General features: G+C 61.4%; 27 protein-coding genes and 1 pseudogene. 2 read left to right on the plus strand and 26 right to left on the minus strand.

Going from position 1 to position 26,810, the window contains the following annotated elements; all coding sequences use genetic code 11:
• Nucleotides 1–110 precede the first annotated feature (110 nt).
• The 23 genes and pseudogenes from ACQKEN_RS24040 to ACQKEN_RS24150 form a co-directional block, all read right to left on the minus strand.
• The gene (locus tag ACQKEN_RS24040) at nt 111–815 is read right to left on the minus strand and encodes an SPOR domain-containing protein (protein WP_427689311.1); all 705 of its coding nucleotides are present in this window, start codon (nt 813–815) and stop codon (nt 111–113) included.
• A pseudogene (gene folC, locus ACQKEN_RS24045) lies at nt 799–2,105 on the minus strand (bifunctional tetrahydrofolate synthase/dihydrofolate synthase). Before folC ends, ACQKEN_RS24040 begins: the two are co-directional and overlap by 17 nt.
• Nucleotides 2,102–3,022, minus strand: coding sequence for an acetyl-CoA carboxylase, carboxyltransferase subunit beta (gene accD / locus ACQKEN_RS24050; RefSeq protein WP_265389696.1), 921 nt, complete (start codon nt 3,020–3,022; stop codon nt 2,102–2,104). The pseudogene folC and the gene accD overlap by 4 nt, the downstream one beginning before the upstream one ends.
• A 285-nt stretch (nt 3,023–3,307) precedes the next feature.
• Nucleotides 3,308–3,928: a phosphoribosylanthranilate isomerase gene (locus tag ACQKEN_RS24055; protein ID WP_427689312.1), complete on the minus strand. Its 621-nt coding sequence runs from the start codon at nt 3,926–3,928 to the stop codon at nt 3,308–3,310.
• A gap of 59 nt (nt 3,929–3,987) precedes the next feature.
• Nucleotides 3,988–4,812: a tRNA pseudouridine(38-40) synthase TruA gene (gene truA / locus ACQKEN_RS24060; protein WP_427689330.1), complete on the minus strand. Its 825-nt coding sequence runs from the start codon at nt 4,810–4,812 to the stop codon at nt 3,988–3,990.
• Nucleotides 4,813–5,022: 210 nt separating this feature from the next.
• A complete protein-coding gene (locus ACQKEN_RS24065) occupies nt 5,023–7,839 on the minus strand; it encodes a FimV/HubP family polar landmark protein (RefSeq protein WP_427689313.1) in 2,817 nt (938 codons plus the stop codon).
• A gap of 116 nt (nt 7,840–7,955) precedes the next feature.
• Complete coding sequence (locus ACQKEN_RS24070) at nt 7,956–8,966, minus strand: aspartate-semialdehyde dehydrogenase (protein WP_427689314.1); 1,011 nt, start codon at nt 8,964–8,966, stop codon at nt 7,956–7,958.
• Between the two features lie 97 nt (nt 8,967–9,063).
• Nucleotides 9,064–9,627, minus strand: a complete 564-nt coding sequence (locus ACQKEN_RS24075; protein WP_427689315.1) for a DUF1285 domain-containing protein — start codon at nt 9,625–9,627, stop codon at nt 9,064–9,066.
• Nucleotides 9,628–9,637: 10 nt separating this feature from the next.
• Complete coding sequence (locus ACQKEN_RS24080) at nt 9,638–10,243, minus strand: DUF4823 domain-containing protein (RefSeq protein ID WP_427689316.1); 606 nt, start codon at nt 10,241–10,243, stop codon at nt 9,638–9,640.
• A 116-nt stretch (nt 10,244–10,359) separates the two neighbouring features.
• Nucleotides 10,360–11,046: a TetR/AcrR family transcriptional regulator gene (locus tag ACQKEN_RS24085; protein WP_427689317.1), complete on the minus strand. Its 687-nt coding sequence runs from the start codon at nt 11,044–11,046 to the stop codon at nt 10,360–10,362.
• Nucleotides 11,047–11,512: 466 nt separating this feature from the next.
• Entirely contained in the window at nt 11,513–12,298 is a 786-nt protein-coding gene (locus tag ACQKEN_RS24090; RefSeq protein WP_427689318.1) for a TatD family hydrolase, read from the minus strand.
• 14 nt (nt 12,299–12,312) lie between these two features.
• Nucleotides 12,313–12,669, minus strand: coding sequence for a PilZ domain-containing protein (locus ACQKEN_RS24095; protein WP_037011754.1), 357 nt, complete (start codon nt 12,667–12,669; stop codon nt 12,313–12,315).
• A gap of 43 nt (nt 12,670–12,712) precedes the next feature.
• The gene (locus tag ACQKEN_RS24100) at nt 12,713–13,699 is read right to left on the minus strand and encodes a DNA polymerase III subunit delta' (RefSeq protein WP_427689319.1); all 987 of its coding nucleotides are present in this window, start codon (nt 13,697–13,699) and stop codon (nt 12,713–12,715) included.
• Nucleotides 13,692–14,336: a dTMP kinase gene (gene tmk / locus ACQKEN_RS24105; RefSeq protein WP_427689320.1), complete on the minus strand. Its 645-nt coding sequence runs from the start codon at nt 14,334–14,336 to the stop codon at nt 13,692–13,694. The genes ACQKEN_RS24100 and tmk overlap by 8 nt, the downstream gene beginning before the upstream one ends.
• Before the next feature lie 43 nt (nt 14,337–14,379).
• A complete protein-coding gene (gene mltG / locus ACQKEN_RS24110; RefSeq protein ID WP_427689321.1) occupies nt 14,380–15,648 on the minus strand; it encodes an endolytic transglycosylase MltG in 1,269 nt (422 codons plus the stop codon).
• A 3-nt stretch (nt 15,649–15,651) separates the two neighbouring features.
• Entirely contained in the window at nt 15,652–16,467 is an 816-nt protein-coding gene (gene pabC, locus ACQKEN_RS24115) for an aminodeoxychorismate lyase (protein WP_427689331.1), read from the minus strand.
• Nucleotides 16,467–17,711 (minus strand): beta-ketoacyl-ACP synthase II, encoded by a 1,245-nt coding sequence (fabF, locus tag ACQKEN_RS24120; protein WP_427689322.1) that lies wholly within the window; start codon nt 17,709–17,711, stop codon nt 16,467–16,469. Before fabF ends, pabC begins: the two co-directional genes overlap by 1 nt.
• Nucleotides 17,712–17,818: 107 nt before the next feature.
• Complete coding sequence (gene acpP / locus ACQKEN_RS24125) at nt 17,819–18,055, minus strand: acyl carrier protein (RefSeq protein ID WP_016973676.1); 237 nt, start codon at nt 18,053–18,055, stop codon at nt 17,819–17,821.
• A 186-nt stretch (nt 18,056–18,241) separates the two neighbouring features.
• The gene (gene fabG, locus ACQKEN_RS24130) at nt 18,242–18,979 is read right to left on the minus strand and encodes a 3-oxoacyl-ACP reductase FabG (protein ID WP_133777392.1); all 738 of its coding nucleotides are present in this window, start codon (nt 18,977–18,979) and stop codon (nt 18,242–18,244) included.
• 15 nt (nt 18,980–18,994) lie between these two features.
• The gene (gene fabD / locus ACQKEN_RS24135) at nt 18,995–19,933 is read right to left on the minus strand and encodes an ACP S-malonyltransferase (protein ID WP_427689323.1); all 939 of its coding nucleotides are present in this window, start codon (nt 19,931–19,933) and stop codon (nt 18,995–18,997) included.
• A 138-nt stretch (nt 19,934–20,071) separates the two neighbouring features.
• Nucleotides 20,072–21,079: a phosphate acyltransferase PlsX gene (gene plsX / locus ACQKEN_RS24140; RefSeq protein WP_427689324.1), complete on the minus strand. Its 1,008-nt coding sequence runs from the start codon at nt 21,077–21,079 to the stop codon at nt 20,072–20,074.
• 4 nt (nt 21,080–21,083) lie between these two features.
• Nucleotides 21,084–21,266 carry a 50S ribosomal protein L32 gene (gene rpmF / locus ACQKEN_RS24145; protein WP_003179396.1) on the minus strand — a complete coding sequence of 61 codons (183 nt, stop codon included), beginning with the start codon at nt 21,264–21,266 and terminating at the stop codon, nt 21,084–21,086.
• Nucleotides 21,267–21,279: 13 nt separating this feature from the next.
• Nucleotides 21,280–21,807: a YceD family protein gene (locus ACQKEN_RS24150; protein ID WP_427689325.1), complete on the minus strand. Its 528-nt coding sequence runs from the start codon at nt 21,805–21,807 to the stop codon at nt 21,280–21,282.
• A 106-nt stretch (nt 21,808–21,913) separates the two neighbouring features.
• Here ACQKEN_RS24150 and ACQKEN_RS24155 point away from each other — a divergent pair, with 106 nt between their 5' ends.
• Nucleotides 21,914–22,492 carry a Maf family protein gene (locus tag ACQKEN_RS24155; RefSeq protein WP_427689326.1) on the plus strand — a complete coding sequence of 193 codons (579 nt, stop codon included), beginning with the start codon at nt 21,914–21,916 and terminating at the stop codon, nt 22,490–22,492.
• A 71-nt stretch (nt 22,493–22,563) separates the two neighbouring features.
• Here the strand turns inward: ACQKEN_RS24155 and ACQKEN_RS24160 are convergent, their stop codons facing one another.
• Genes ACQKEN_RS24160 through rluC form a run of 3 tightly spaced genes read right to left on the minus strand, consistent with a single transcriptional unit; the run spans nt 22,564 to nt 25,193 of the window.
• Nucleotides 22,564–23,556, minus strand: coding sequence for a S49 family peptidase (locus ACQKEN_RS24160; protein WP_427689327.1), 993 nt, complete (start codon nt 23,554–23,556; stop codon nt 22,564–22,566).
• A gap of 7 nt (nt 23,557–23,563) precedes the next feature.
• Nucleotides 23,564–24,244 carry an HAD-IA family hydrolase gene (locus tag ACQKEN_RS24165; RefSeq protein WP_427689328.1) on the minus strand — a complete coding sequence of 227 codons (681 nt, stop codon included), beginning with the start codon at nt 24,242–24,244 and terminating at the stop codon, nt 23,564–23,566.
• Nucleotides 24,234–25,193, minus strand: coding sequence for a 23S rRNA pseudouridine(955/2504/2580) synthase RluC (gene rluC, locus ACQKEN_RS24170; RefSeq protein WP_065993118.1), 960 nt, complete (start codon nt 25,191–25,193; stop codon nt 24,234–24,236). The genes ACQKEN_RS24165 and rluC overlap by 11 nt, the downstream gene beginning before the upstream one ends.
• Nucleotides 25,194–25,906: 713 nt before the next feature.
• Here rluC and ACQKEN_RS24175 point away from each other — a divergent pair.
• A partial coding sequence (locus tag ACQKEN_RS24175; RefSeq protein ID WP_427689329.1) for a ribonuclease E/G occupies nt 25,907–26,810 on the plus strand: 904 nt, incomplete at its 3' end.

A 26,810-nucleotide genomic window follows, 5' to 3' on the forward strand; every position in this document is an offset into this window, starting at 1 on the left:
CACTCGAAACTGGGGTACCTGCCACCGACCGTTTACGAACGGACGATGGCGTTGAGACAACCTATCGAGGTGTCCGGAATTAGTTGACCACTACAGTCAGCCGGGTACGCTTACTTACGCTCCGGCTGGAAACGCACGACGATGCCTTTGATCTTCTGCTGTTTTTCCAGCGTGTCACGCAGACGATCCGCCTCGGCGCGCTCGATCACCGGGCCAACGAATACACGGTTAACACCATCGGAGGTGCGGATGTAGGCGTTGTAGCCTTGAGTGCGAAGCGTCTTCTGCAGGTTGTCGGCATTGGCACGGTTGGACAGGCTCGCCAGTTGCACCGACCACGTGACCGACAGACCATTGGCATCGACCCGGCTGGCATCAGCCGACGATGGGACAGGCGCTGGCGCTTGAGCGGGTGCAGTTGTCGGTGCCGGCGCAGGTTTCGCGGGCGCGGTCTGAGCGGGTTTTGGGGCGGCAGCCACAGGCTTTGACGGCGCAGGCGCGATCGGCATGGCAGGCGGCTGCTGACTGGTGCGCTGTTGAACGGGCTGAGCAGTGTGGGCGGACTGAGCAGGCTGCGTCAGTTCGTCATCGGTCGGCACCGGCTCCTGAGGCAACGGCTGTTGTTCCGGCACACTGACGGGCTCGACCTTGATCTGCGAGGTGGCCGGCGCTTGCGGAGCGGCAGGCGCGTCGACTTGCACACGGCGGGCTTCGTCTTGACGCGAAAACAGCATCGGCAGAAAAATCACCGCGATGGCAATCAGCACCAACGCCCCAACCATGCGCTGTTTGTACGCTTTATCCAGCAAAGCCATGTGTCACTTCCTCCGTGACGCGCCAGCAAGCCATTCCAGGGCCTCGGCTACGCAGTAAAAAGACCCGAACAGAACAATCTCGTCGTCGGCTGTCGCGTGGGCACACTGAGCTTCAAGTGCCAGCGCGATACTCGGGTGAGACGTCACGCGAGCGCCAAGGTTCTGCAATGCCTGTTCGATCTCTTGCGCTGGACGACTGCGTGGCGTTGGCAGCGGTGCCACGGCCCAGCTGCTGAACGTTTCGCTCAACTGCGCCAGTACGCCTGCTAGGTCCTTGTCACTGAGCAGACCGAACACCGCCAGCCGCTTGCCCGCCACCGGCCGCTGATTCAGGCGCTGGGCGAGAAACGTTGCCGCATGGGGGTTATGACCGACATCCAGCAGAAGGCTCAGGGATTTGCCCTGCCAGTCGATGCTGCGGCGATCAAGGCGCCCGGTGACGCGCGTATGGACGAGCGCATCGCGAAGGGTCGCCTCATCCCACGGCAAATCCAGCAGCAGGTAGGCCTGCAACGCCAGGGCCGCGTTCTGCATGGGCAGGTCGAGTAACGGCAGCGAATGCAGTTCGACCTTCTGGCCGTTTGCATCGGTGCCCGACCAGTCCCACCCCGCCGCGTCGATCCGCAGATCGAAATCGCGACCGCGCAGCGACAGTGGGCAATTCAGTACCTGTGCCTTGTCGAGCAGCGGCTGCGGTGGGTCAATATCGCCGCACAGCGCGGGGCGACCTTCACGGAATATCCCGGCCTTCTCGAAGGCCACGGTTTCGCGGGTATTGCCCAGAAATTCTGCGTGATCAACGGCAATACTCGTGACGAGCGCCATGTCGGCGTCGATCAGGTTGACCGTATCGAGCCGCCCGCCGAGCCCCACTTCCAGCACCACCGCATCCAGCCCGGCCTGCCCGAACAGCCAGAACGCCGCCAGCGTGCCCATTTCGAAATAGGTCAGGGTAATGTCGCCCCGGCCGCGCTCGACCACCTCGAACGCCGCGCACAGCTCGGCGTCGGTGGCTTCAACGCCCTGCACCTGCACCCGCTCGTTGTAGCGCAGCAGGTGCGGCGAGCTGTAAACGCCGACCTTCAGGCCCTGGGCTTGCAGCAACGCAGCAACGAATGCGCAGGTCGAGCCCTTGCCGTTGGTGCCGGTGACGGTGATCACTTTCGGCGCCGGCCGGGTCAGGCCCATCTGCGTCGCCACCTGCTGCGAACGTTCCAGCCCCATGTCGATGGCCGACGGGTGCAACTGTTCCAGGTAGCTGAGCCAGTCGCTCAAAGAGCGTGCGGTCATATGTTCGCCGGAGCAGGCGGTACAACGATCGGCTCAAGCTTTGGCGCCACGAATGTCGGCGTCGGCAGCCCCATCATCTGCGCCAGCACGTTGCCCAGACGCTGACGCAGTTCCTGACGGTGGATGATCATGTCGATAGCGCCGTGGTCGAGCAGGAATTCACTGCGCTGGAAGCCTTCGGGCAGCTTCTCGCGGACGGTCTGCTCGATCACGCGAGGGCCGGCAAAGCCGATCAGGGCCTTGGGCTCCGCGACAATGATGTCGCCCAGCATCGCGAGGCTGGCGGAAACTCCGCCGTAGACCGGGTCGGTCAGCACGGAAATGAATGGCAGGCCTTCTTCGCGAAGACGTGCCAGGACGGCCGAGGTCTTGGCCATTTGCATCAGCGAGATCAGCGCTTCCTGCATGCGCGCACCGCCGGATGCCGCGAAGCAGATCATCGGGCAGCGGTTTTCCAGCGCGTAGTTGGCGGCTTGCACGAAGCGCTCACCCACGACCGCACCCATCGAGCCGCCCATGAAGGAGAACTCGAATGCGCTGCACACCACCGGCATGCCCAGCAGGGTACCGCTCATGGAAATCAGCGCGTCCTTTTCACCGGTCTGCTTCTGTGCCGCGACCAGTCGATCCTTGTACTTCTTGCCGTCGCGGAATTTCAGACGATCCACCGGCTCCAGATCAACGCCGATCTCCTGACGGCCTTCGGCGTCCAGGAAGATATTCAGACGGGCACGGGCGCCGATGCGCATGTGGTGGTTGCACTTCGGGCAGACGTCCAGGGTCTTTTCCAGCTCCGGGCGATACAGCACCGCTTCGCAGGACGGGCACTTGTGCCACAGACCTTCGGGTACCGAGCTCTTCTTGACCTCGGAACGCATGATCGAAGGGATCAGTTTGTCTACCAACCAGTTGCTCATGCTTTCTTTCTCCAGTACCGATGGCTCGAACGCGATGGCAGTCGGTGCCATGCGCATGCCCTTAAACCAATGTCATATATGGTGCTGCGAAATGTCGTACAACGATCGGCGCGAGGCCTGACCAGCCGGGACAACACTCACGAACACCACTCTCAACTTCCATCACGAGACGCAAGACGTCTTCGCTCAATCAATTCGGCCACGCGCATCAGCGGATGGCAGGCTAGTGGACGGCGACCGTTGGTCCTCCGTCACATCCCGGCCAATTGTCGCCGGACAAACGCCCTAGGCGCCGTGTACTGCACTCATGAACGCACGGATCTTGTCGTGATCCTTCAGGCCTTTGGATTTTTCCACTCCGCCGCTCACGTCAACCGCGTAGGGATGCACCTGGGCGATGGCCTGAGAAACGTTGGCCGAGGTCAGGCCACCGGCGAGAATCACCGGCTTGCTCAAGTGTTTTGGAATCAGCGCCCAATCGAAGGTTTCACCGGTCCCGCCCGGGATGCCGGCGACGTAGGTGTCGAGCAGGATGCCGCAGGCGTTGGCATAGGCATCGCAGGTGGCCGCGATGTCATCGCCGGCCTGGACGCGCAGCGCCTTGATGTAGGGGCGGTTATAGCCTTCGCACTGTTCCGGGGTTTCATCGCCGTGAAACTGGATGAGGTCGAGGGGAACGACGTCGAGCAGCGCCTTCAAGTCAGCGCGCTCTGCATTCACGAACAGGCCGACCGTGCTGACGAAGGGCGGCAGCGCAGCGACGATCGCCTGGGCCTGCTCAACCGTCACGAAGCGCGGGCTCTTGGGGTAAAACACCAGCCCGATGGCGTCAGCTCCCGCGTCAACGGCGGCCAACGCATCTTCTATGCAGGTAATCCCGCAGATCTTGCTGCGAACGGCTGACATGTAGTGGAGACCTCAAGCCTTGCGAAAGTCCCGGATGGTAGCAAATGCAGTCACCTGCGTCAGCCGTCCAGTTCCGAGAAGCCAGTGAGAAAATGCGGGCCGATGTAGCGATCCGGTAAGGGGAACTCGTCGCGGTATTCCACCTGAACCAGGTACAGGCCGAAAGGATGAGCCGTCACTCCGCCGGTTCTTCGTACCCGGCTTTCGAGCACTTCCTTCGCCCACTCGATCGGCCGCTCCCCTGCCCCGATGGTCATCAGCACGCCGGCAATGTTGCGCACCATGTGATGCAGGAAGGCATTGGCGCGGACATCGATGACGATCATCTTGCCGTGGCGCGTGACGCGCAGGTGGTGGAGCTGCTTGATCGGCGATTTGGCCTGGCACTGACCGGCCCGGAACGCACTGAAATCATGGGTGCCGACCAAGTGTTCGGCGGCCAGCGCCATGCGTTCGGCATCCAGCGGGCGGTGATTCCAGGTGATTTCCTGGCCCAGGTGTGCCGGGCGGATCTGATCGTTGTAGATCACGTAACGATAACGCCGGGCGATGGCCTTGAAGCGCGCGTGAAAGTGCGCGGGCATGACCTTGGCCCAAGTCACGCTGATGTCGTGGGGCAGGTTGATATTGGCGCCCATGGTCCAGGCTTTCATGCTGCGCTCGGCCTGGGTATCGAAGTGCACCACCTGACCGCACGCATGAACACCCGCATCGGTGCGCCCGGCGCACATCAGCGATACCGGCGAATCCGCGACTTTCGACAGGGCATTTTCCAGCGTTTCCTGGACGGTCAGCACGCCGGTCAACTGGCGCTGCCAGCCGCTGTAGCGCGAGCCTTTATATTCCACGCCCAGGGCGATTCTGGAAAAACCTTCGGCGGCCAGTTCGGCTGCCGCTGTTTCTGCCTCGGTGTCTGTAGTTGCCAAGAGCTTAAAGCCTGTCGATGTGCGCAAGGGCGGCCATTATACGGATCGAAAAAAAAGACGCCATCGCCAGTGGCCAACGGTTAACCCTGCGCCGCGGAGAAGCCGAAAGGCCTGGCCCGGAAATGCAAACGACCGCCGAAGCGGTCGTTTTTTGGAGCGATAAACCGATCAGACGAGGCGCGACAGCATGTCCCGCGCTTCGGTCTTCTGGCCATCGTCACCTTCAGCCACCACCTCATCGAGGATGTCGCGCGCGCCGTCGGCGTCGCCCATTTCGATGTAGGCCCGGGCCAGGTCCAGCTTGGTGGCCGCTTCGTCGGTACCCGAGAGGAAGTCGAATTCCGGCTCGTCGTCCGCCAGCAGTGCGTCGTCTTCAGTAAAACGTGGCGACGCGTCCACCGGCTTGTCCAATGCCGTGTCGAACGGCTTGGCAATCGGCGGCTGTTCCAGGCTCTGGGAGAGACGGTCCAGCTCGGCATTCACGTCGTCGATCTCGGACGCGAACGCCTCGGACGCTTGCTCGGTTTCCATCTCGTCAGCCAGGGAGAGGTCGAAATCAGCCGGCAACTCGATGTCGTCTTCCAGCCCGGGCTTGTCGGCGCCAAACGATGCAGGCTGCTCAAACGGGGGCAGATCACGCAGATCGTCTTCCATCCCCAGCAGGTAATCGTCTTCGGCCTTCAACGCCGGCTGATCTTCCGCCAGATTGAGGTCGAAATCGTCCAGATCGGCCGGTTCGGCGGTGCCGGATGTCGCCTGCTGCTCGCGCAGAATCGCGTCGAAGTCCAGATCATCAGACGCCGATGCGGCAAATGGCGCGTCCAGGTCAAGATCGTCGAGGGCAGCGTTGTCCTGTGCCGCAGCACGGTTCGGCGCCGCAGCGGGCGATTCGCTGTCCAGATCATCCAGGCTCAGGTCAAAGGCGTTGTCGAACTCTTCGTCCAGCGGCACTTCGGTCACCGTTTCGGCAGCCGGGGCAGGCTGCGCGACGACTTCAGGCTCGTCGTGAAGCAGCTCTTCAACGTACTTGGCGTCCATTTCCGCCGCCAAAGCCGCCGCCGCTGCCACACCCGCTACCGCCGCAGCTGCTGCCGCCATGGAGGGATAACGGGATTTCAGCTCTTCGACTTCAGCGTGGTTCTTTCCCGTGGCCACCAGTTGCCGCTCCTGCGCGACAAAGCCGGATTTGTTGTCCTGCTCGGCATAGACTTCCATGAGCTTGAGACGCAAATCGCTGCGCTGTGGCTCGTGCTTGATGGCGTCTTCAAGAACGGCAGCAGCCTGATTGGTGCGGCCATATGCGATGTGGATTTCAGCCTGAACGAGCGCGTCAGCCGGATGTTCGCGGACCGGTTCGGCGACGGTCGGCGCCGGCGGCGTCTTTGCGTGGGGCGCCGGCGCCTCCAGGCCTTCGAAGCTGCTGGCAGGCATGTCCATGTCGGACGCGAAGTCCGATTCTTCGGACAATGCCCGCGCCATCTGACGGTGCCGTTCGGCTTCGATCAGCGCATTGCGTCGGCGAGCCAGTAGCAACAGAAGCAGCAGCAACACCAACAGCGCGCCGCCACCGATCAGGCCCATGAGCATCGGGCTGGCGAGGATCTTGTCGAGGGCGCTACGGTTGTCTTCATCGACCACCGGCTCAGTCGGAACAATCAGTGCCTGATCAGGCGTTGCGCTGGTGACCGCCGCCCCATCAACCGGCAATGCGTCTTCGGGGGCGATTTCGTTGGGTGCCTTGCCGGCGACATCAGGCGCTGCTGCGTTTGGCACCATCTGGGCCTGCATCGCAGGGTTAGCGGCATTGTTGGGATTGGTGACGCTGTTGGGGCTCACAGCGGGGTTGGCAGGATTGGCCGCATCAATGGGCGGCGGAACCGCTGCGCCGGACGCCTGCATTTTCGCCAACTGGTCATTCTTCAGCTGAATCAGGCGCTGCAGTTTGTCGACCTGGCTTTGCAGGTCGGTCATGCGGCTCTTCAGCTCGGCATTGTCCCGGCGGGTGGTGTCCAGGCTTTCCTGAGTGGTCGCCAGCTGGTTGCTGATATCGGCATTGTCGCCCGCCTTGCCTTTCGCACCCGCCTTGTTGGCAGAGACGAGGCTGAGATTGTCCTTGGCGTCGATCTGCGACGGCGCTGACCCAGCACGATCGCGACGGGTCGCATCGACCTGACGCGCGCCGCTCGGCAGGCGTCGGCCTTCGCGCCAGGCACGATTCTGCTCGGCCACCTCGGCCACCGCGCGAGGCTGCGCCAGCGCGGTTGATTCCTGCGGCGACGGCAGACGCAACACCTGGCCTTTTTTCAGGCGGTTGATGTTGCCGGCAATAAAGGCATCAGGGTTCAACGCCTGAATGGCCAGCATGGTCTGCTGCACCGTACCGCCATTTTTCACGCGCTCGGCAATTTCCCAGAGCGTGTCGTTATTGGCGGTGGTGTATTGAGTGAACTTGGGTTCCGGGGCCGGCGCTGGAGCGGGCGTTGGAGGTGCTGCGGCCGATGTCTCGGCGGCAGGAGCCGGGGCAGGCGTGGCGCTTGGTGCGGTCGAAGGCAACTGCGCGGCGGCCGCAGCGGCTTGCGGCGAGAACTTCGGCGGATCCAGCAACAGGCTGTACTCGCGCAGCGCCCGGCCATTGGGCCAGAGCACTTGAACGAGGAACTTCACGTAGGGATCGCGGATAGGCTTGGTGGAGGTGATGCGCAACACGCTCTTGCCGCCGGGATTGACGACCGGGGTAAAGGTCAGGTCATCCAGGATCGCCACCCGGCCGACGCCGGCCTGAGCGAACTCCGCAGAAGTTGCCAGACTCGGCACCACCTGAGAGGCATTGAGGTCCTGCACTTCCGTCAGCTCGATTTCGGCCAACAGCGGCTGATTCAGGGTCGACTTCACGGTCAGACCGCCGAGGCCGAGCGCTTGGGCCATTCCCGATGACAGCGCCGACGCCGCAGCGATTGCTAAAACGAGTTTACGAACCTGAACCATAGCCCATCCCTTGTTTGAAATTTCCCCGGCAATCGCGAAGATAATGCCTGCTCGGGTGTAGGGCGTATCGACACGCCGCAGCTAGAATGATTCTTCGAATTGTGGGCAAGTATCTTTTACACAACGTCTTTTATCAACAACTCAGCCACCTGCACAGCGTTCAGCGCCGCGCCCTTGCGCACATTATCCAGCGTGACCCAGAAATTCAGTTCACAAGCGTCGTCGACGCCCCCGCGCAAACGTCCTACATAGACAGCATCCTGCCCTACGGCGTCGCCCACGGGTGTCGGATAATCACCGGCCTCAACCAGCTCAATGCCTTCGGCCGTTTCAAGCGCGGCATTGACCGACTTGATGTCGACCGGCTCGCGGGTCTGCACCGACACACTCAGACTGTCGCCGAAGAACACCGGCACCTGGATGCAACTCACGCCGACCTTGATTAAAGGCAGCGAGAGCAACTCGCGCAACTCGCTGACCAAACGTTTTTCCAGTGGCACGTGCCCCCCGGCGTCAGGCTTGCCCACCTGGGCCAGCACGTTGAACGCCATCTGCCGGTCAAACACCTTCGGCTCCAGCGGGCGAACGTTGAGCAGCTCGGCGGTTTGCCGGGCCAGTTCGGTGACCCCTTCGCGACCCATGCTCGACACGGCCAGGCACGCGGTCACGGTGATTCGCCCGACGTTCAGCAGTGGGCGCAAAGGGGCCAGCACCAGCGCGAGGGCGGCGGCGCTGGAACTTGGGCAGGCAACCTGCTGCGGCTTGGCCAGATCAGCCAGGCGGGCGCCGTTAACTTCAGGCACCACGTTCGGCGCCTGCTCCACGGACAATCCGGCGGACAGGTCGATCACCACACAACCGGCGGCCGTGGCGCGCTCGGCGTAACTGCGCGTCACGGCAGCGCCCGCTGCGAAGAAGGCAATTCTGGCCTTGTTGAAGTCAAAGCCATCGACTTCACGCACGCGGACGTTCTTGCCACGGTACGGCACTGAACTGCCGGCCGATTCGACGCTGGCGAGCAGGTGCAAATCGCCGACCGGGAAGTCGCGCTCTTCGAGAATCTGGACGATGGTTTCGCCGACAGTACCGGTGGCGCCAATCACGGCGATATCAAAGGACTGACTCATGGAAAAACCTCAGGAAAAATCGGGGGGCGGCACTGTAACTGCCCGGTGAAAGTCAGGCAATTGGCCGCAAGCGGATAGCCGAATGGAAAGGGAAGGATCAGGGCTCAAGGCCGATGGGGAAGAACTCGCCACCGCTCCACACCCCCAGCCAGCGCTGGCCGTCGATTTCACGCAGTACAGCAAGGTCCACCAGCTGATAGAAGACGTTACGGTGGATCAGCGCTTCGAGGTTGTTGCGCACATGAACATAGGGCGCCGGCTCCTGGGTCTGCGGATCGAGGTCGATACGCAGCGGGTGCTCGCGCCCCGCCTCCACCACGTCTTCGACGTTGGAGGTAAACCGCAGCAACTGCGACTCCCCGCTGCCTTCAACCTCCAGCAGGACCGCCACAAAAGGGGCATCGTCGACCTTGATGCCGACCTTCTCGACCGGGGTGATCAGAAAGTAATCGTCGCCGTCGCGGCGAATGATGGTGGAAAACAGCCTGACCATCGGCTTGCGACCTATTGGCGTACCCAAATAGAACCAGGTGCCATCGCGGGCAATGCGCATGTCGATGTCACCGCAGAAATCCGGGTTCCACAGGTGCACCGGCGGCAAGCCCTTGCCGCTCTTGGCAATCTGGGCCAACAGATCGTTGGCTTTGTCCTGCCCACTCATACACCACTCCTCAGCGGGCTTCGACGCCCAGCAAACCCCGAGCGTAAGCTTCCATCGGGGGGCCTAGCAAATCCTCGGGCTTGGTGTCGTACAAAGTCAGCAGACCACCGCGGAGGTGAATGCGTGCCGAATCGATGAGATAGCGGGTATTGGTTTCGATCAGCATCAGCTGGATAACGCCGTTGTCGATGCCGAGACGGTCCACCGCCTCCTGGTCCGACCACTCGTCAAACGTACCGATGCGGTCATCCGCCTTGGCGAAACGGGTGTACAGCAGATAGTGCGCGCCGGCGGCCCTAGCCTCGTTCATCGCGTCATCCAGACCTTCCGGGGCGCGGGCGCGGCGGACCATCGGGAAGTATTCGATAAACCCGTTGAAGGCTTCTTCGGCCACGACATTGGGACGCGGGTAGGCGCCGCCCCGGGGAGCAAAGGCGCCTTGGGCGATATAGATGAACGAGTCAGGTTGCACGCGAAAATTGTTCAACCGGCGGGTCGAACTGTGATCCAGCAGCCCGGCGTCACTGAGCTCATCGTGAGCGCCTTGTGCCAGATCGCTGACGTGCATGCAGCCACTCAACGCCAGTAGAGCCAGCAGTAAAACCAGGCTACGCATTTTTATCTCCAAAGTCCGGCGACGGAAAACCGGCGAATGGCCGGTTAATGCAGCTTTTGCGCCATGTCGGACCTGAAGAAGGTTTCGCTCGCTGAATCGGGTTTTGTTAGGGCGCTTTATTCGTCAGCCGGATCGGGCCGGGAGTCGAGTCGGGCCTCGGGCTTGGCCTCGTGCGTATGATCGATATCGCGCTTGCGCTTGTTGCCCATGCGCACGCCGATGTCCATCAGGAACTGGAAGAAACCTTCCTGATCCTCAAGGACATTGCTCCAGAACGGCGAGTGGTACAACGCCACCGCGCCATGCACCAGTGCCCAGGCGGCGCAGTAATGGAAGTAGGGAGGGACGTCTTCGAGCTTGCCTTCGGAAATCCGGCCCTTGATCAGCAAGGTCAGGTGTTCGAAGTTCGAGGCGCGGATCTTGTGCAGCTCTTCAACCAGCTCCGGCACCTGATTGCCTTTGACGACCTTCTCTTCCAGCCGGTCAAACAGGCGATAGCGCTGCGGGTCGCGCATGCGGAATTCAAAGTAGGCACGGGACAGCGCTTCCTTGTCCTTGTCGACATCCGCGGAATGCAGCAACTCGTTCAAATCACGCTCGTAGTCGAGCATCAGGCGCAGGTAGATCTCCGCCTTGGATTTGAAATGCTTATAGATCGTGCCTTTGCCGATACCCACGGCGTCCGCGATCATCTCGACGGTGACGCTGTCTTCGCCCTGTTCGAGGAACAGCTTGAGCGCGGTGTCGAGAATCTCCTGCTCACGGCGGCGAAACTCACGGACTTTACGAGGTTCTTTCTGCATAGGAGGAGGACTGTGGGTTCGAAATCGGAGCTGCACATTATGCCTATCCCGCCGCAGAATGCACGGATCATCCGACCTGTATCCGTTTTCTGACGAAATTAGCGGTCAGCAGGCAAAAAGGAAACGCGCGAGGCCGAGTCAGTCTTGATTTTTGGCGGGATGGAGTGGGCGGTCAAAAATTCGGGTCGTCCGTGGGATTGCGGTATCAGCAGCGCGTCAGGTATTCCAAAACTGTTTAAAAATCGTACAGGGCGCGGCTGGACGCCTGCGGATTATAGCCAATACTTATATTCGCCAGCGCAGCATCTCCCCCAAGTGCCAGCGTTGGTAAGGACACCAAGGGATAGCGTGTCTTTGTTTTACTCCTAATGGTCTTAACCCGGATTCACCCCCCAGAACCCGGGTTTTTTTTGCCTGCGATTTGGTGAGCGCCGGGGGCCTGGCAAGCGCCGCCATGCCGGGAGGATCAGCCTTTGACGCGCGCCAGCGGGAACAGCCGCTTGAAGTTCTCGCTGGTCTGCTCGGCAAAACGTTCGTAGGTCTCGCCGCGCAGCATCGCCAGAAACTCGGCCACTTCTCGCACGTATTGCGGCAGGTTGGGCTTGCCCCGATACGGGATCGGCGCCAGGTACGGCGAGTCGGTCTCGACCAGCAGCCGGTCGGCAGGCACCTTGCTGGCGACGTCCCGCAGCGCGTCGGCATTACGGAAGGTGACGATGCCGGACAGCGAGATATAGAACCCCAGATCCAGCGCCGCCCTGGCCATGTCCCAGTCTTCGGTGAAGCAATGCAGCACGCCGGCCTGAGGCAACGCCGCCTCGCGCAACAGCGCCAGCGTGTCGGCGCGCGCGCCGCGGGTATGGACGATCACCGGCTTGCCGGTCACGTTGGCCGCTTGCAGATGAAGCCGGAACGAGGCCTGTTGCAACTCGGCCGCCTCAGGTTCGTAGTGATAATCCAGACCGGTTTCGCCGATGGCCACGACGCGCGGATGATTCAACTCGCCGAGCAGCCACTCCAGCGCAGGCGCCTCGCCGGGCTTGAGATCCAGCGGGTGAATGCCGACCGAGCAATCGACGTCGTCGTAGCGCTCGGCCAGGGCCTTCACGGCGCCGGCGTTCTCGGCGCTGACGCCGATGCACAGAAAGTGCCCGACGCCCCGCGCTCTCGCCGCTTGCAGGGCGTTGTCGAGGGAGCCGTCGTGGGCGCTGAGGTCGAGGCGGTCAAGGTGGCAATGGGAATCTACAAGCATGGCGGCGGGGCAACTTACATCGTATGGGTAGGACGGTCGGATTTCAGCGCTCCGGCCAGGTAATTTTCAATCATGTTGCGCGCGGTGTTGTCGCCGTCGTTGAACTGCACGCCAACGCCAGCGGCCCGGTTCCCCTGGGCGCCCTTCGGCGTGATCCAGGTGACCTTGCCCGCGACCGGAATCTTTTCAGGCTCGTCCATCAGGTTGAGCAACATGAAGACTTCATCGCCCAGCTTGTAGCTTTTGCTGGTGGGAATGAACAGGCCGCCATTCTTGATGAACGGCATATACGCGGCGTACAGGACGGACTTGTCCTTGATCGTCAGGGACAGGATGCCGTTACGTGGACCTGGACTCAGTGGCACGCTCATCTCGTTTCCTCAGGCAATGCATGATGTCATGCAGATGGCCAGTCTAACCCTGTCCGGTCAGGCCTGCCCACTGCACCAATAACGCTTCGAGCAACAAAACCCGGTTGAGGTTCGCTTTTGACATGACCTTCTGGCGCTGCAGCAGCACCCAGTCCTGAATCGCCAGCACATTGCGCTGGGACGATTTCTGCGCCAGATACTGCACGACCTTGCGCATGTCGGTCAGGCCCAGGCCCTCTTCGTCCTGGGTCAGCTGATAGCGCAGGATCAGGCTCGACCAGTCGCAGAACCAGTCGAACAGCAACAACAGCGGAATGTCCTTCCAGCCTTCGGCCAGTTGGGTTGGCGATTGCTGGCCCTTGAGCAGCTTTTTAACGCCCTCCACCACCAGCGCCCGCTGCTCATGCACACCCTGGGCGTGCAGCTTGACTGCGACCAATGGCGAACCGGCCGCAAGGGTCAGCAGATCGACACGCTCCTGCTCGGTGCAATCGGGCAGTGCATCAGCCAGCCAGGCGATGCTCATGGCATCACTGGGCAGCGGACACGCCTGTTGCACGCAACGGCTCTTCACCGTGGGCAGCAGCCGACTTGGCTGATGGCTGACCAGCAACAGAATGGTGTTGCCCGAAGGCTCTTCCAGACTTTTCAGCAGGGCATTGGCGGCGTTGATGTTCATCGACTCGACCGGCTCGATCAGCACCACCTTGCGCCCGCCCATTTGCGCGGTCTGCACCACGAAGCTGACCAGATCGCGCACCTGATCGACCTTGATCGCCTTGTCGGCCTCTTCAGGTTCCAGCACGTAATGATCGGGGTGACTGCCGGCCGCCAGCAGCGAGCAGGATTTGCATTGGCCGCACGCCTCGAGGCCTGCCGGGCGTTGGCACAGCAGCAGGTACATCAAACGCTCGGCCAGCGCCCGCTTGCCGATGCCGGCCGGGCCGTGCAGCAAATAGGCGTGAGCATGTTGCTTGCGGCCTGCCAGTTGCTGCCACAGGCCGTGCTGCCAGGGATAAGCCTCAGCCATGCCGGCGAGCCGCCAGCAGCGTCACTAAATCGGGAACCAGCACATCGAGGGACGCCTGGACTTCGGTCAGCGGCAACGACGCGTCCACCAGGCGATAACGCTCGGGGGCGGCTGCCGCGCGCGACAGGTACGTACTGCGCACGGCGTCGAAAAACGCTCGGCCCTCTTGCTCGAAACGGTCGAGCTGACCGCGCGCGGACGCGCGGGCCAGACCGATCTCAATGGGCAGATCGAACACCAGGGTCAGATCCGGACGCAGCGCGCCCTGGACGAACTCTTCCAGCACGGCGATGCGCTCAATGGGCAGGCCTCGGCCGCCTCCCTGATACGCGTACGTGGCATCGGTGAATCGGTCGCAAAGGACTACGGCACCCCGCGCCAGCGCCGGGCGAATCAGCGCGGCGAGGTGTTGCGCGCGGGCGGCAAACATCAGCAGCAGCTCGGTATCGACGAACATCTGCTCGTCACCGGGCGTCAACAGCAACTCACGAATGCGCTCGGCCAACGGCGTACCGCCGGGCTCACGGGTCAGGACGACATCAATGCCCTCAGTGCGCAGGCGCTCGGCCAGGTAGTCACGGTTAGTGCTTTTGCCCGCGCCTTCGGGGCCTTCCAGGGTAATAAACAAGCCGGTCACGGGCAGTCCTTGGTCAGATTCATGGCGAGCGTGCTCGCGGTGGTCATTTGCCGGGGTCATTGGCTGAGGCCGAGGGATCTGAGGCGTCCGTCTGCGGTTTCGTCGGCTGTTCGCTCGCGGCCGGATCTGCGCCCTTGCGCTCTTCAGACTTGGCCTCTTCAGACTTGATCTCTTCAGGCTTGGATTCTGTCGGCTGCGGATCAATACGTTGCGGATCTGGGGGCTGCTGCTCGGACGCGGGCTTGCCGACGGATTCCGCCGGCAGTGCGGGTGCAGCGACAGGCGCCGGGCTGGAGCGGTAGTCCGCGCGACGCTTGAGCTGGAACTCCTTCACGGCCGCGTTATGCGCATCCAGATCGGCGGAGAATACGTGACTGCCGTCCCCTCTTGCCACGAAGTACAGGCTGTTGCCGGCTACCGGGTGCATCGCCGCATGGATCGCTTCACGCCCGACCATGGAGATCGGTGTCGGCGGCAAGCCGGAAATGACATAGGTGTTGTACGGCGTTGGTTCTTTCAGCAACGCCCGAGTGATCTTGCCGTTGTACCGATCGCCAAGGCCGTAAATGACGGTCGGATCGGTTTGCAGCAACATGCCCTGTTGCAAGCGACGCACGAACACCCCGGCAATCTGACCGCGCTCCTGAGGCACGCCGGTTTCCTTTTCCACCAGCGACGCCATGATCAGCGCCTGGTAGGGATCGGTGTACGGCACATCGGCAGCGCGCTGCTCCCATTCTTCCTGAAGCACTTCGCCCAGGCGGTTATAGGCTTGTTTCAGCAGGTCGATGTCGGTCATGCCGCGCACGTAGCGATAGGTGTCCGGGAAAAACCGGCCTTCGGGGAAGACGTCCGGATGCCCCAGCTTCGCCATCAACTCGGTGTCGCTGAGATCGCTCGCCGTTTGCTCCAGCTTGACCTGCTTGCCCAGCGCCGCGCGGACCTGACGGAATGTCCAGCCCTCCACCAGGGTGACGCTGTACTGAACCACTTCACCTTTTTGCCAGAGATCGATCAGCGACTCGGCGCTCATGCCGGGCGCCATGCGGTATTCGCCACTGTGCAGCGACTGGCCCTGCAGATTGAAGCGCCAGTACAGCCGCAACCAGAACGCGTCCTTGATGACGCCGTCGGCTTGCAGCCGATTCAGCACGCCGGTTGGGGAAGAGCCCGACGGCACATCCAGCAGTTTTTCCTGGGTCAGATTGAGGGGCTGTTGCAGCGCGCTGTTCTGCTGCCAATAAGCCACACCCAGCAACAGCCCCGCCAGAACCACACCTGTTTCCAGCAAGACGAGTAATTTTCGGATCACGAATCAGATATCCAGAAGCCCGCGAACAAGGTGTTGGAGTTTACGGGTCAGCGGCCCAACCGGCCAGTTCCGATGCTCGACGCCGCGCACCGGCCAGATGCCGTACACGCTGTTGCAGACAAACACCTCATCGGCCTTTTGCAAGTCGGACATCTGCAGGTCCAGCTCGCGAGCCGGCATGTTCTCGCGCTCGGCCAGCGCCAGGATCTCGGCCCGCATCACACCGGCCACGCCACAGCGGCGCAGGTCCGGGGTCAGCAGCACGCCGCCCTTGACCATAAACAGATTGCTGTAGACCCCTTCGACGATGCGCCCCGACACGTCCCGCATCAGCCCTTCGGCGTACTCGGCACTGTGCCATTCCCCACGGGCCAGCACTTGCTCAAGTCGATTGAGGTGCTTGAGGCCGGCCAGCAGCGGCTGCTCGGCGAGGCGGGTCTGACAGGCGAACAGTTTGATGCCCTGCTCTGCATGACCTTCAGGGTACGCCGGCAGCGGACCCGCCTGGAGGATGCGTCGCGGCTGCGCGTCCGAAGCGGGTGCATAGCCACGCACGCCGTCGCCACGGGTGACGATGAGTTTCATGACGCCTTCACCCAACTGCGCGGCGAAGCGACGGCACTCCTCCTCGACCAGCGCCAGATCGAGGTTCAACGCCAGGCGCTGCGCCCCCAATGCCAGGCGCTGTAAATGACGTGGGAAAAGCACTGGCTGCCCGGCCTTGACGAGGATGGTTTCGAAGAGACCATCGCCATACGCCAACCCCCGATCCTTGACGGCAAGGGAGTCAGCTGCAAGGCCATCGATCCAGCTCACGATCATTCGGCGTAACGGCGGAAGACCAGCGAACCGTTGGTGCCGCCAAAGCCGAAGGAGTTGGAGATCACCACGTCGATCGGCATTTTCCGCGGCTCGTGGGGAACGAAGTCCAGGTCGCAGCCTTCATCGGGCTCGTCAAGGTTGATCGTCGGTGGCGCGACCTGATCCTTGATCGCCAGCACACTGAAAATCGCTTCGATCGCACCGGCGGCGCCCAACAGGTGGCCCGTCATCGATTTGGTCGAACTGACGGCCAGTTTGTAGGCGTGCTCGCCGAACACCTTCTTGATCGCGCTGACTTCGGCCAGATCGCCCGCAGGCGTGGAGGTGCCGTGGGCGTTGATGTATTGCACGTCCTCGGGACGAACTTTGGCATCCCGCAGGGCATTGGCGATACACCGCGCGGCACCGGCGCCGTCATCCGGCGGCGAGGTCATGTGAAACGCATCGCCGCTCATGCCGAAGCCGATCAGCTCGGCGTAAATGGTCGCGCCCCGCGCTTTGGCGTGCTCAAGCTCTTCGAGGACCATGGCGCCAGCACCATTGGACAGTACGAAGCCGTCGCGGCCCTTGTCCCACGGACGACTGGCGCGCGCCGGCTCATCGTTGCGGGTAGACAGTGCGCGGGAGGCGCCAAAGCCGCCCATGCCCAGGCCGCAGGCCGCCATTTCGGCGCCGCCGGCAATCATCACATCGGCTTCGTCGTACGCGATGTTGCGCGCGGCCATGCCGATGCAGTGCGTACTCGTGGTGCAAGCGGTGGCAATCGCGTAGTTGGGGCCCTGTGCGCCGAGGTGGATCGACAGGAACCCGGAAATCATGTTGATGATCGACCCCGGTACGAAGAACGGGGAGATCTTGCCTGGCCCCTGCTCATGCATCAGCCGGCTGGTATTCTCGATATTGGTGAGGCCCCCGATGCCCGATCCCATCGCCACGCCGACGCGCTCGCGGTTGGTGTCGTCGATCTTGATACCGGAGTTGCGCACGGCCTGAAAGCTTGCGGCCAGCCCGTACTGAATGAACAGATCGAGTCTGCGGGCCTCTTTGGCCGACAGGTATTCCTCGACGTTGAATCCCTTCACCGAACCGCCAAAGCGGGTGGTGTATTGGGACAGGTCCGTGTGTTCGATAGGCCCAATGCCACTCTGGCCAGCCAGAATGCCTTGCCAGGTGCTCGGCACATCCGTGCCCAAAGGCGTCAGCATACCCATACCGGTGACCACGACGCGTCTACGCGACACAGGACTCTCCTTTCTTCTATTGATGAAACGCTGCCCTATTCAAAGAAAAAACCGCACGCCAGGGGCAGTGCGGTTTCTCCAGGACAGCAAACTACGATTACAAAATCTTACGCCTGGTGGGCAGTAACGTAATCGATAGCCGCTTGAACAGTGGTGATCTTCTCGGCTTCTTCGTCAGGGATTTCGGTCTCGAATTCCTCTTCCAGAGCCATTACCAGCTCAACGGTATCAAGGGAGTCGGCACCCAGGTCTTCAACGAAAGAAGCACTGTTGGTGACTTCCTCTTCCTTGACGCCAAGTTGTTCGGCAACGATTTTCTTGACGCGCTCTTCGATGGTGCTCATACCGTGTTTTAACTCCTAGTGGACAAATTCAGGCAGCTGGCCGATGGGTAAGTGTATAGAAGAGGTTTTGCGCATTTCAAGCTAAACGCAATTCCCGCTACGCCCGACAGCCCTCTGCCCCTTAAAAGATTTCAGCTTTATAACGGATTTTAGACAGCCCGTATGACATTTTTTCGATACGACCGGTCACATGTACATGCCGCCGTTGACGGGGATTGTAGCCCCGGTAACGTAGCCTGCACCTTCTGAGGCAAGAAAAGCGACAACATGCGCGATCTCTTCTGCCTGCCCCAGTCGGCCCAGAGGAATCTGTGCCGTCAGGGAATCACGTTGCGCTTCCGGCAGCTCGCGCGTCATGTCGGTGTCGATGAAACCCGGCGTTACCGAGTTGACCGTCACTGCGCGCGACCCGACTTCACGTGCCAGGGCACGGCTGAAGCCTTCCAGACCCGCCTTGGCGGCTGCGTAGTTTACTTGACCTGCGTTGCCCATGGCACCCACCACCGAGCCAATGCTGATGATCCGGCCCCAACGCGCCTTGGTCATCCCGCGCAGAACGCCCTTGGACAGGCGAAACAGACTGTTCAGGTTGGTGTTGATGACGTCATGCCACTCGTCATCCTTCATACGCATGATCAGGTTGTCACGGGTGATACCGGCATTGTTGACCAGGATCAACGGCGCGCCGACGCGCTCGGTGATCTGCGCCAGCACACTGGTAACGGACTCGTTACTGCCTACGTCAAGCGCCAGACCGAAGCCTTCGATGCCGTTTTCCTTGAAATAAGCGGTGATCTTCTCGGCGCCGGCCTCCGACGTCGCGGTGCCCACGACGGTGGCGCCGTTACGGCCCAGTTCAAGGGCAATGGCCCGGCCAATGCCACGGCTCGCGCCGGTAACAAGTGCAACTTTACCCTGACTCATGCAGGCGTCTCCTAATCAGGCCAGCGCCGCACGAGCGGCGGCGAAGGCGTCTGGGGTATTGAGGTTGTGGGTGGCCACGCCATCGGCGCACCGCTTGTTCAATCCGGCGAGGACCTTGCCCGGGCCGCACTCGACCAGTTGCAGGGCGCCTTGGGCCGCCAGCGTCTGGATCGATTCGACCCAACGCACCGGCTTGTAGAGCTGCTGCAGCAGATCGGCTTTCAGCGTCTCGAGGTCGGACACGACACTCGCGGTGACGTTCTGCACCAGCGGGATCTGCGGCACCTGCCAGTCAATGGCCGCGATCGACTCGGCGAAGCGTTCCGCCGCCGGGCGCATCAGCTCGCAATGGGAAGGCACGCTCACCGGCAACGGCAAGGCACGCTTGGCGCCTTTGGCCTTGCACACTTCGATCGCCCGCTCCACGGCGGCCTTGGCGCCGGCTATCACGACTTGTCCGGGCGAATTGAAATTCACCGCGCTGACCACGTCGCCCTGAGCGGCTTCGGCACAGGCATCGATGACCACCGCATCGTCCAGGCCCAGAATGGCCGCCATGCCGCCCTGCCCCGCAGGCACGGCTTCCTGCATCAGCTGACCACGGCGCTCGACCAGCTTGACCGCGTCTGCAAGGGTCAGGCTGCCGGCCGCAACCAGTGCGCTGTACTCACCCAGGCTGTGGCCGGCGACATACGCCGGGCGCACGCCGCCTTCAGCCAGCCACAGGCGCCACAAGGCAATCGATGCGGTGAGGATGGCAGGCTGGGTTTTATCGGTCTGGTTGAGGCTCTCTTCCGGGCCCTGCTGGGTCAGCGCCCAGAGGTCGTAGCCCAGAGCAGCGGAAGCTTCTTTGAACGTCTCCAGCACCAGCGGATGCTGCGCGCCCAGCTCGGCCAGCATGCCGAGGGACTGCGAGCCCTGGCCGGGAAAGACAAATGCGACGGAAGCAGACATTAACAAGCCCCTGATTATTCTCGGCAAAATGAGCGTCCGGCGGGCCGAACGCGAGGTAATTCAATGTGTTGAGATGGACAATTGGATGACCACACGGTCACAGGCGTCACATTCTAGCCCAAGACTCGCATTGAAACCCTACAGCAGATCCTCAAGACGACCGCGCAGGCGCTGCGGCAGGTTTTCCTGAATCTCGATCAGCGCCCGCTGTATCGCACTCTGGAAACCCTGCGCATCGGCCGAACCGTGGCTCTTCACCACGATGCCCTGCAGACCGAGAAAGCTGGCGCCGTTGTGCCGCGCGGGCGCCAGATCGGCCTTGAGCCTGCCGAGCAGGGGCCTTGCCATCAACCCCACCAGTCGCGACAGCACGTTGCGGCGAAACAGCCGCTCGATCCGCTCGCCAATCATCAATGCCAGGCCTTCGCTGGACTTCAGCAACACGTTGCCGACGAAGCCGTCGCAGACCACGACATCCGCCTCGCCCCGATACAGGCCATCGCCTTCGACGAAACCGATGTAGTTCAGCCCCGGCGCAGCCTGCAGCAGACTGGCCGCCACCTTGACCTGCTGATTGCCCTTGATGTCTTCGGTGCCGACGTTCAGCAGTGCCACCCTTGGCTGCACCACACCCAGAGCCTCGGCCGCCACCGACCCCATCACGGCAAACTGATAGAGATGCTCGGCAGTGCAATCCACGTTCGCGCCCAGATCCAGCAGTTGGCAATAACCGAGCCGTGTGGGAATCGCAGCCACCATGGCGGGGCGGTCGATGCCCGGCAGGGTTTTCAGCACGAATCGGGACAGCGCCATCAAGGCACCGGTATTGCCTGCACTCACACAGGCGTGGGCCTTGCCGTCGGCGAGAAGCCCCAGCGCGACGCGCATCGACGAATCAGGCTTGCCACGCAAGGCCTGGGACGGACGCTCATCCATGGTGATGATTTCACTGGCATGCACGACGTGCAGGCGCGAGCGATCGACACCGGAGTGGCGTGCGATGAGTTCTTCAAGAAGGGAGGCTTGACCGACGAGGGTCAGGTGTAACGAGGGCGTAGCAAGCAGGCAGGCAATGCTGGCCTGAACAATGTTGCGGGGACCGAAGTCCCCGCCCATTGCGTCGATCGCGATGACCGGAGCAGACAAGAAATTACTCGTCAGCGCCCTTGTCGATCACTTTACGGCCACGGTATACGCCTTCTGGCGATACGTGGTGACGCAGGTGAACTTCACCGGTGGTTTTTTCTACAGACAGAGTGCTAGCCTCGAGAGCGTCGTGGGAACGACGCATGTCACGGGCAGAGCGGGATTTTTTGTTCTGCTGAACAGCCATAATTGATTAACTCCTAAACGTTTGGGTCACGCTTTAACTGCGCCAATACACTGAACGGGTTGGACCGCGTTACCTCGTCCTCGCTCGGTTCGGACTCGTTGAGGTCCGCCGGCGGCTGGCATTCTTTCGGATCATGAGTTGGAACAATGGGCAAGGCGAGCAGAAGCTCATCCTCGATCAAAGCCAGCAGATCCATGGGATCTTCGCCGAGTTCCAGCACGTCATAGCCTTTCGGCATCGACTGGGTGTTTGCACCCTCCTTCACCACTGCATAACTGCATTCGCTGTGGATCGGAAAGGTGACCAGCTCAAGACAACGCTGGCAAACCATTTTGACTTTGACGTCAATTTCGCTGTGGATAACCACAGCCCGTTGCTCGTCTCGCTCAAAAACGAATTTCGCCTGCACCGTACCGAGATTGTCAGCAAGCGGGTCGCAGAGTCTCTCCAAATCAGCCAGCAGCATCTCTCCCTGAAGAGTAGTGCCACGATCAGCTAATTTGCGCGGGTCAACGTGAGGTGGAATCGGGTCATTCAACATAGGCGCAGCATTCTAGGGACGACCCTTGCGACTGTCAAAGGAAATTCAGGCCTGTTCGCAACCTGAGCTGCTGATTACACTCGACTTTCATGTTTCGGAGCCACCCATGCTGCCTCTACTCCTTGCTTCCAGCTCGCCCTACCGCCGGGAATTGCTCGATCGCCTGCGCTTGCCATTCGTCTGCGCGTCGCCGGACATCAATGAAACCCGTCGGCCAAACGAGCCGGCAATCGACCTCGTGACCCGCCTGGCCCGTGAGAAAGCCATGGCACTGGCCGAACAATTCCCGGACCACCTGATTATCGGTTCGGATCAGGTGGCAGTGCTTGGCGAGCAGATCCTCGGCAAGCCCCACACGTTCGAGCGCGCGCTGGAACAGCTCCAGGCGAGCAGCGGCAACAGCGTCAGCTTCCTCACCGGCCTTGCGCTCTTCAACAGCCGCACGGGTGAGTGCCAGGTCGATTGCGTACCTTTCACTGTGCACATGCGCCCGTTGGACGAGGCCCGCATCAGCCGTTACCTCCACGCCGAGCAACCCTATGACTGCGCGGGCAGTTTCAAGGCCGAGGGACTGGGCGTCAGCCTGTTCCGCAGCACCGAAGGCCCGGATGCGACCAGCCTGATCGGCCTTCCTTTAATACGCCTGGTGGACATGCTGATGAACGAAGGCATCGAGCTGCCCTGACGTCGATGAAAAACCGATACGAAAAACCCGACCAATGGCCGGGCTTTTCATCACGCATTAAGCTGAGGGGATCAGCGCAGGGACGGCCCTTTGAAGCCTGCCCACATCGCGATCTGCTCGGCGACGCTGGCACCCATCTTTTTGGAGAAACGATCGAACGGCGATTCTTTAACCGTGTAATCGACCATCTCCTTCTCGCCGATGATATCGCGCGCCACGTAGCTGGCACTGCCAAGCCCATCGACCAGACCCAGGCCCACCGCCTGCTCGCCGGTCCAGACCAGACCCGAAAACAACTCGGGATGGTCCTTGTCTTTCAGGCGATCACCGCGACCCGCTTTCACGCTGGCGATGAACTGCCGGTGAGTGGTATCCAGAACACCCTGCCAGAACGCAGCCTCGTCAGGCTTTGGCGGCTGGAATGGGTCAAGGAAGGCCTTGTGCTCGCCCGAGGTGTAGGTACGACGATCAACACCCAGCTTCTCCATGGTCCCGACGAAACCGAAACCGGCCGCCGTGACACCGATCGAACCCACCAGACTGGCTTTGTCCGCGTAGATCTGGTCGGCGGCGCTGGCGATGTAATACGCCCCGGAAGCGCCGAGATCAGTGATCACTGCATACACCTTGATGTTCGGCTTCTGCGCGCGCAGACGGCGGATCTCATCGTAGATGTAGCCCGACTGCACCGGACTGCCGCCCGGGCTGTTGATGCGCAGAATCACGCCCTTGGTTTTTTCGTCTTCGAACGCTGCCCGCAGGCTGCCGACGATGTTGTCGGCACTGGCGGCCTCGGTGTCGGCGATCATGCCCTTCACTTCGATCAGCGCGGTGTGGCTGGTGCTGCGTGAGGCGCCCTTGCCGAAATCCATCAGCGGCGAGAACAACGCCAGTGCGCCGAACAGATAAAGAAAGGTCAGGGATTTGAAGAAGATCCCCCAGCGCCGCGACCGACGCTGTTCCTGCACACTGGCGAGCAGGGTCTTTTCCAGCAGTTTCCAGCTCTTTGCGTCCCCTGCGTCGTCGCGCTCTGGCGAAGACGGAGATTTCCATTCATCCGACATAAATCAGTTACCCCAACAACGAAGTTTCAGCAGTCCGCGCACCCAACCAGGTGCGCAATTCGGAAAAGTGCTCGATCGCCAGACGCGGCTGGTATTGAAGCAGAGAGCCTAGCGCTTGCGCGCCATACCCGACAGCCACTGAATCCATTCCGGCGTTACGCGCCATCAGCAGATCGAACGAAGCATCGCCGACCATCAGCGCTTTTTCAGCCCTGACGCCGCAATGCTGCAGGATTTCATTGAGCATCAGCGGATCGGGCTTGCTGGCCGTTTCGTCCGCTGCGCGCGTAGCATCGAAGAAGTCGATCCAGCCGTGCGCCTTCAACACCCGATCCAGACCTCGCCGGGCCTTGCCGGTGGCGACCGCCAGGCGATAGCCCTCGGCACGAAACGCCTCCAGTGACTCACGCACGCTTTCAAACAGCTTCGACGGCTCGACGTCCATCGCCATGTAACGGTCGGCGTAATGTTGCCGGAAACCGATCAGGTCGCTGTCAGTGATGTCCGGGTACAACGTGCGAATCGCCTCCGGCAGACCAAGCCCGATGATGCCCTTGATTGCTTCATCATCACGCACCGGACGACCGGCAAGGTGCGCGGCGGCCTGCATGGCGTCGATGATACGACCGATGGAATCGGACAGCGTGCCGTCCCAGTCGAAGATCAGCAGTTCGTAATCAGGGCGCAAGCAGGAGTCGCTCCACGGTCTTGGCCCACATCTCATCGACGGGCGCTTCGAGTTTCAGTTCGCCACCGTCCGGCAGCGGCACGGTCAGGGCGTACGCATGCAGGAACAGGCGTTTGCCGCCGAGGTCACGGATTTCGCGACTGAAATCCTCATCACCGTACTTGGGGTCACCGGCAATGCAGTGGCCGGCATGCAAGGCGTGTACGCGAATTTGATGGGTACGGCCAGTGATGGGCCGGGCTTCGACCATGGTGGCGAAGTCTCCGAAGCGGCGCAGGACCTTGAACAAAGTCAGCGCCTCCTTGCCCTCGTCGTTGACCTCGACCATGCGCTCGCCGGAGCGAAGGTTGCTCTTGAGCAACGGCGCCCGGACCTGCTTCTGCGCGGTCGGCCAGTTTCCACGGACCAGCGCCATGTAACGCTTGTCCACGCCGTCGCCGCGCAACTGCTCGTGCAAGTGACGCAACATGCTGCGTTTCTTGGCGATCATCAACAGCCCGGAGGTGTCACGGTCCAGACGGTGGACCAACTCCAGTTCCTTGGCGTCGGGACGCAGCTGACGAAAGGCTTCGATGACACCAAAGCTCAGGCCGCTGCCGCCGTGAACCGCGATACCAGCGGGCTTGTTGAGGACGATCAGGCCTTTGTCTTCGTGGACGATGGCGGCTTCAAGGCGCTGCAGTAAACCCTGGGCAACAGGCACAGGTTCGTCGCGCTCAGGCACCCGAACGGGTGGCACGCGCACGACATCGCCCGCCTGAAGCTTGTACTCGGGCTTGATCCGCCCCTTGTTCACACGCACTTCGCCCTTGCGCAAAATGCGGTAAATCAAGGTCTTGGGAACACCCTTGAGGTACGTGATCAGAAAGTTATCGATGCGTTGACCGGCAAATTCCGGCGCAACCTCTACCAGCCGGACGCCGGGGGTTGGGGGTGTGAGATTTGTCATGGCGCAAATCATAACAATTTTTTATGGATTTGAAGCACTTAATGATTGCTGCTATAGTCGCGAACGCCGCCAAAAGCGGCCTGGACAGCGGACAAACGGTATGACAACCGGCCCTGCCCAACGCAATTCACGAGGGCGCGAGGCCGTCCTACGGGGCTTTCGGTGACAACGGAAGATATGCAAGCGTAACGAGCGCAGGTGACATGAGGCCTGAAACAAGCCCGATCGCAGAGTGAGTCACTCGCCATCGAGGCCCACGTTCAAGGCCAGTTCACAAAGTGCAGTCGCTGGCAGTCGCTCCGGGCGAATGCTTCGGAAACCATGCCTTATTTGAGCCATGACGCGCGAACTTCCCATGGAGGATCGCGATAAATGCAACCCGCTGCGGATTCAGCGCGCGGCAGCACCCGAATTATCAGGGATACGTGTGGGGTGGAGACGCACAACCGTCGGACTGTGTAGCACAAGGCTTTATTCAAGACGCTTCATATCGTCCGCTACCGATGGTTGATTCCTCCTCCTGACAAAGCTTTTGCTGACAGGGTGTCATTTGTCACCACAGCAAGCAGGAACGTCGTCGCGACTCGGCCCCGCTGGCCGAACCTCGTTAGACACTGGAGTGTTCAAGCACTCCTGACGTGCCCTGACACCGACCGTGAGAAGTCGTGTGTGCCGAACGCCGTTTCCGGCAGCCCGGAAACCGACGGTACTACATGAAAAGAATGCTGATTAACGCAACTCAACCCGAAGAGTTGCGTGTTGCGCTGGTAGACGGCCAGCGCCTCTACGACCTGGACATCGAATCCGGGGCCCGCGAACAGAAGAAGGCCAACATCTATAAAGGCCGGATCACGCGTATCGAACCCAGCCTTGAAGCCGCGTTTGTCGACTTCGGCTCCGAGCGTCACGGCTTTCTGCCGCTGAAAGAAATCTCCCGCGAATACTTCAAGAAGTCGCCCGAAGGTCGCGTCAACATCAAGGACGTCCTGAGCGAAGGTCAGGAAGTCATCGTTCAGGTCGAGAAAGAAGAGCGTGGCAACAAGGGCGCTGCCCTGACCACGTTCATCAGCCTCGCGGGCCGTTACCTGGTCCTGATGCCGAACAACCCGCGCGCCGGCGGCATTTCGCGCCGCATCGAAGGCGAAGAACGCAACGAACTGCGTGAAGCGCTGAACGGCCTGATCGCCCCTGCCGACATGGGTCTGATCGTTCGTACTGCCGGCCTTGGCCGCAGCAGCGAAGAAATGCAGTGGGACCTCGATTACCTGCTCCAGCTTTGGACCGCGATCAAAGAGGCCTCCCTCGATCGCTCCGCGCCGTTCCTGATCTACCAGGAAAGCAACGTCATCATCCGCGCCATCCGCGACTATCTGCGCCAGGACATCGGCGAAGTGCTGATCGACAGCGTCGAAGCCCAGGAAGAAGCGCTGACGTTCATCCGTCAGGTGATGCCGCAGTACGCCAGCAAGATCAAGCTCTACGAAGACAGCGTTCCGCTGTTCAACCGTTTCCAGATCGAAATGGCCAGGGCGGTGAGTTCGGCGTTGAGGCCCAATTCGTCCGGGCGAACAGTCAGCCGCGCATTGTCGGCCAGTACGGTATCGGCGCCGGTCAGCA

The sequence above is a fragment of the Pseudomonas sp. NPDC078416 genome (genome assembly GCF_050268485.1).
Lineage (GTDB): Bacteria > Pseudomonadota > Gammaproteobacteria > Pseudomonadales > Pseudomonadaceae > Aquipseudomonas.

What these genes read in the sequence shown, in the direction of transcription:
- ACQKEN_RS24040 (WP_427689311.1), bottom strand. Translation starts at nt 815, where the DNA reads ATGGCTTTGCTGGATAAAGCGTACAAACAGCGCATGGTTGGGGCGTTG.
- accD (WP_265389696.1), bottom strand. Translation starts at nt 3,022, where the DNA reads ATGAGCAACTGGTTGGTAGACAAACTGATCCCTTCGATCATGCGTTCC.
- ACQKEN_RS24055 (WP_427689312.1), bottom strand. Translation starts at nt 3,928, where the DNA reads ATGTCAGCCGTTCGCAGCAAGATCTGCGGGATTACCTGCATAGAAGAT.
- ACQKEN_RS24065 (WP_427689313.1), bottom strand. Translation starts at nt 7,839, where the DNA reads ATGGTTCAGGTTCGTAAACTCGTTTTAGCAATCGCTGCGGCGTCGGCG.
- ACQKEN_RS24070 (WP_427689314.1), bottom strand. Translation starts at nt 8,966, where the DNA reads ATGAGTCAGTCCTTTGATATCGCCGTGATTGGCGCCACCGGTACTGTC.
- ACQKEN_RS24075 (WP_427689315.1), bottom strand. Translation starts at nt 9,627, where the DNA reads ATGAGTGGGCAGGACAAAGCCAACGATCTGTTGGCCCAGATTGCCAAG.
- ACQKEN_RS24080 (WP_427689316.1), bottom strand. Translation starts at nt 10,243, where the DNA reads ATGCGTAGCCTGGTTTTACTGCTGGCTCTACTGGCGTTGAGTGGCTGC.
- ACQKEN_RS24085 (WP_427689317.1), bottom strand. Translation starts at nt 11,046, where the DNA reads ATGCAGAAAGAACCTCGTAAAGTCCGTGAGTTTCGCCGCCGTGAGCAG.
- ACQKEN_RS24090 (WP_427689318.1), bottom strand. Translation starts at nt 12,298, where the DNA reads ATGCTTGTAGATTCCCATTGCCACCTTGACCGCCTCGACCTCAGCGCC.
- ACQKEN_RS24095 (WP_037011754.1), bottom strand. Translation starts at nt 12,669, where the DNA reads ATGAGCGTGCCACTGAGTCCAGGTCCACGTAACGGCATCCTGTCCCTG.
- ACQKEN_RS24100 (WP_427689319.1), bottom strand. Translation starts at nt 13,699, where the DNA reads ATGGCTGAGGCTTATCCCTGGCAGCACGGCCTGTGGCAGCAACTGGCA.
- acpP (WP_016973676.1), bottom strand. Translation starts at nt 18,055, where the DNA reads ATGAGCACCATCGAAGAGCGCGTCAAGAAAATCGTTGCCGAACAACTT.
- fabG (WP_133777392.1), bottom strand. Translation starts at nt 18,979, where the DNA reads ATGAGTCAGGGTAAAGTTGCACTTGTTACCGGCGCGAGCCGTGGCATT.
- fabD (WP_427689323.1), bottom strand. Translation starts at nt 19,933, where the DNA reads ATGTCTGCTTCCGTCGCATTTGTCTTTCCCGGCCAGGGCTCGCAGTCC.
- rpmF (WP_003179396.1), bottom strand. Translation starts at nt 21,266, where the DNA reads ATGGCTGTTCAGCAGAACAAAAAATCCCGCTCTGCCCGTGACATGCGT.
- ACQKEN_RS24150 (WP_427689325.1), bottom strand. Translation starts at nt 21,807, where the DNA reads ATGTTGAATGACCCGATTCCACCTCACGTTGACCCGCGCAAATTAGCT.
- ACQKEN_RS24155 (WP_427689326.1), top strand. Translation starts at nt 21,914, where the DNA reads ATGCTGCCTCTACTCCTTGCTTCCAGCTCGCCCTACCGCCGGGAATTG.
- ACQKEN_RS24160 (WP_427689327.1), bottom strand. Translation starts at nt 23,556, where the DNA reads ATGTCGGATGAATGGAAATCTCCGTCTTCGCCAGAGCGCGACGACGCA.
- rluC (WP_065993118.1), bottom strand. Translation starts at nt 25,193, where the DNA reads ATGACAAATCTCACACCCCCAACCCCCGGCGTCCGGCTGGTAGAGGTT.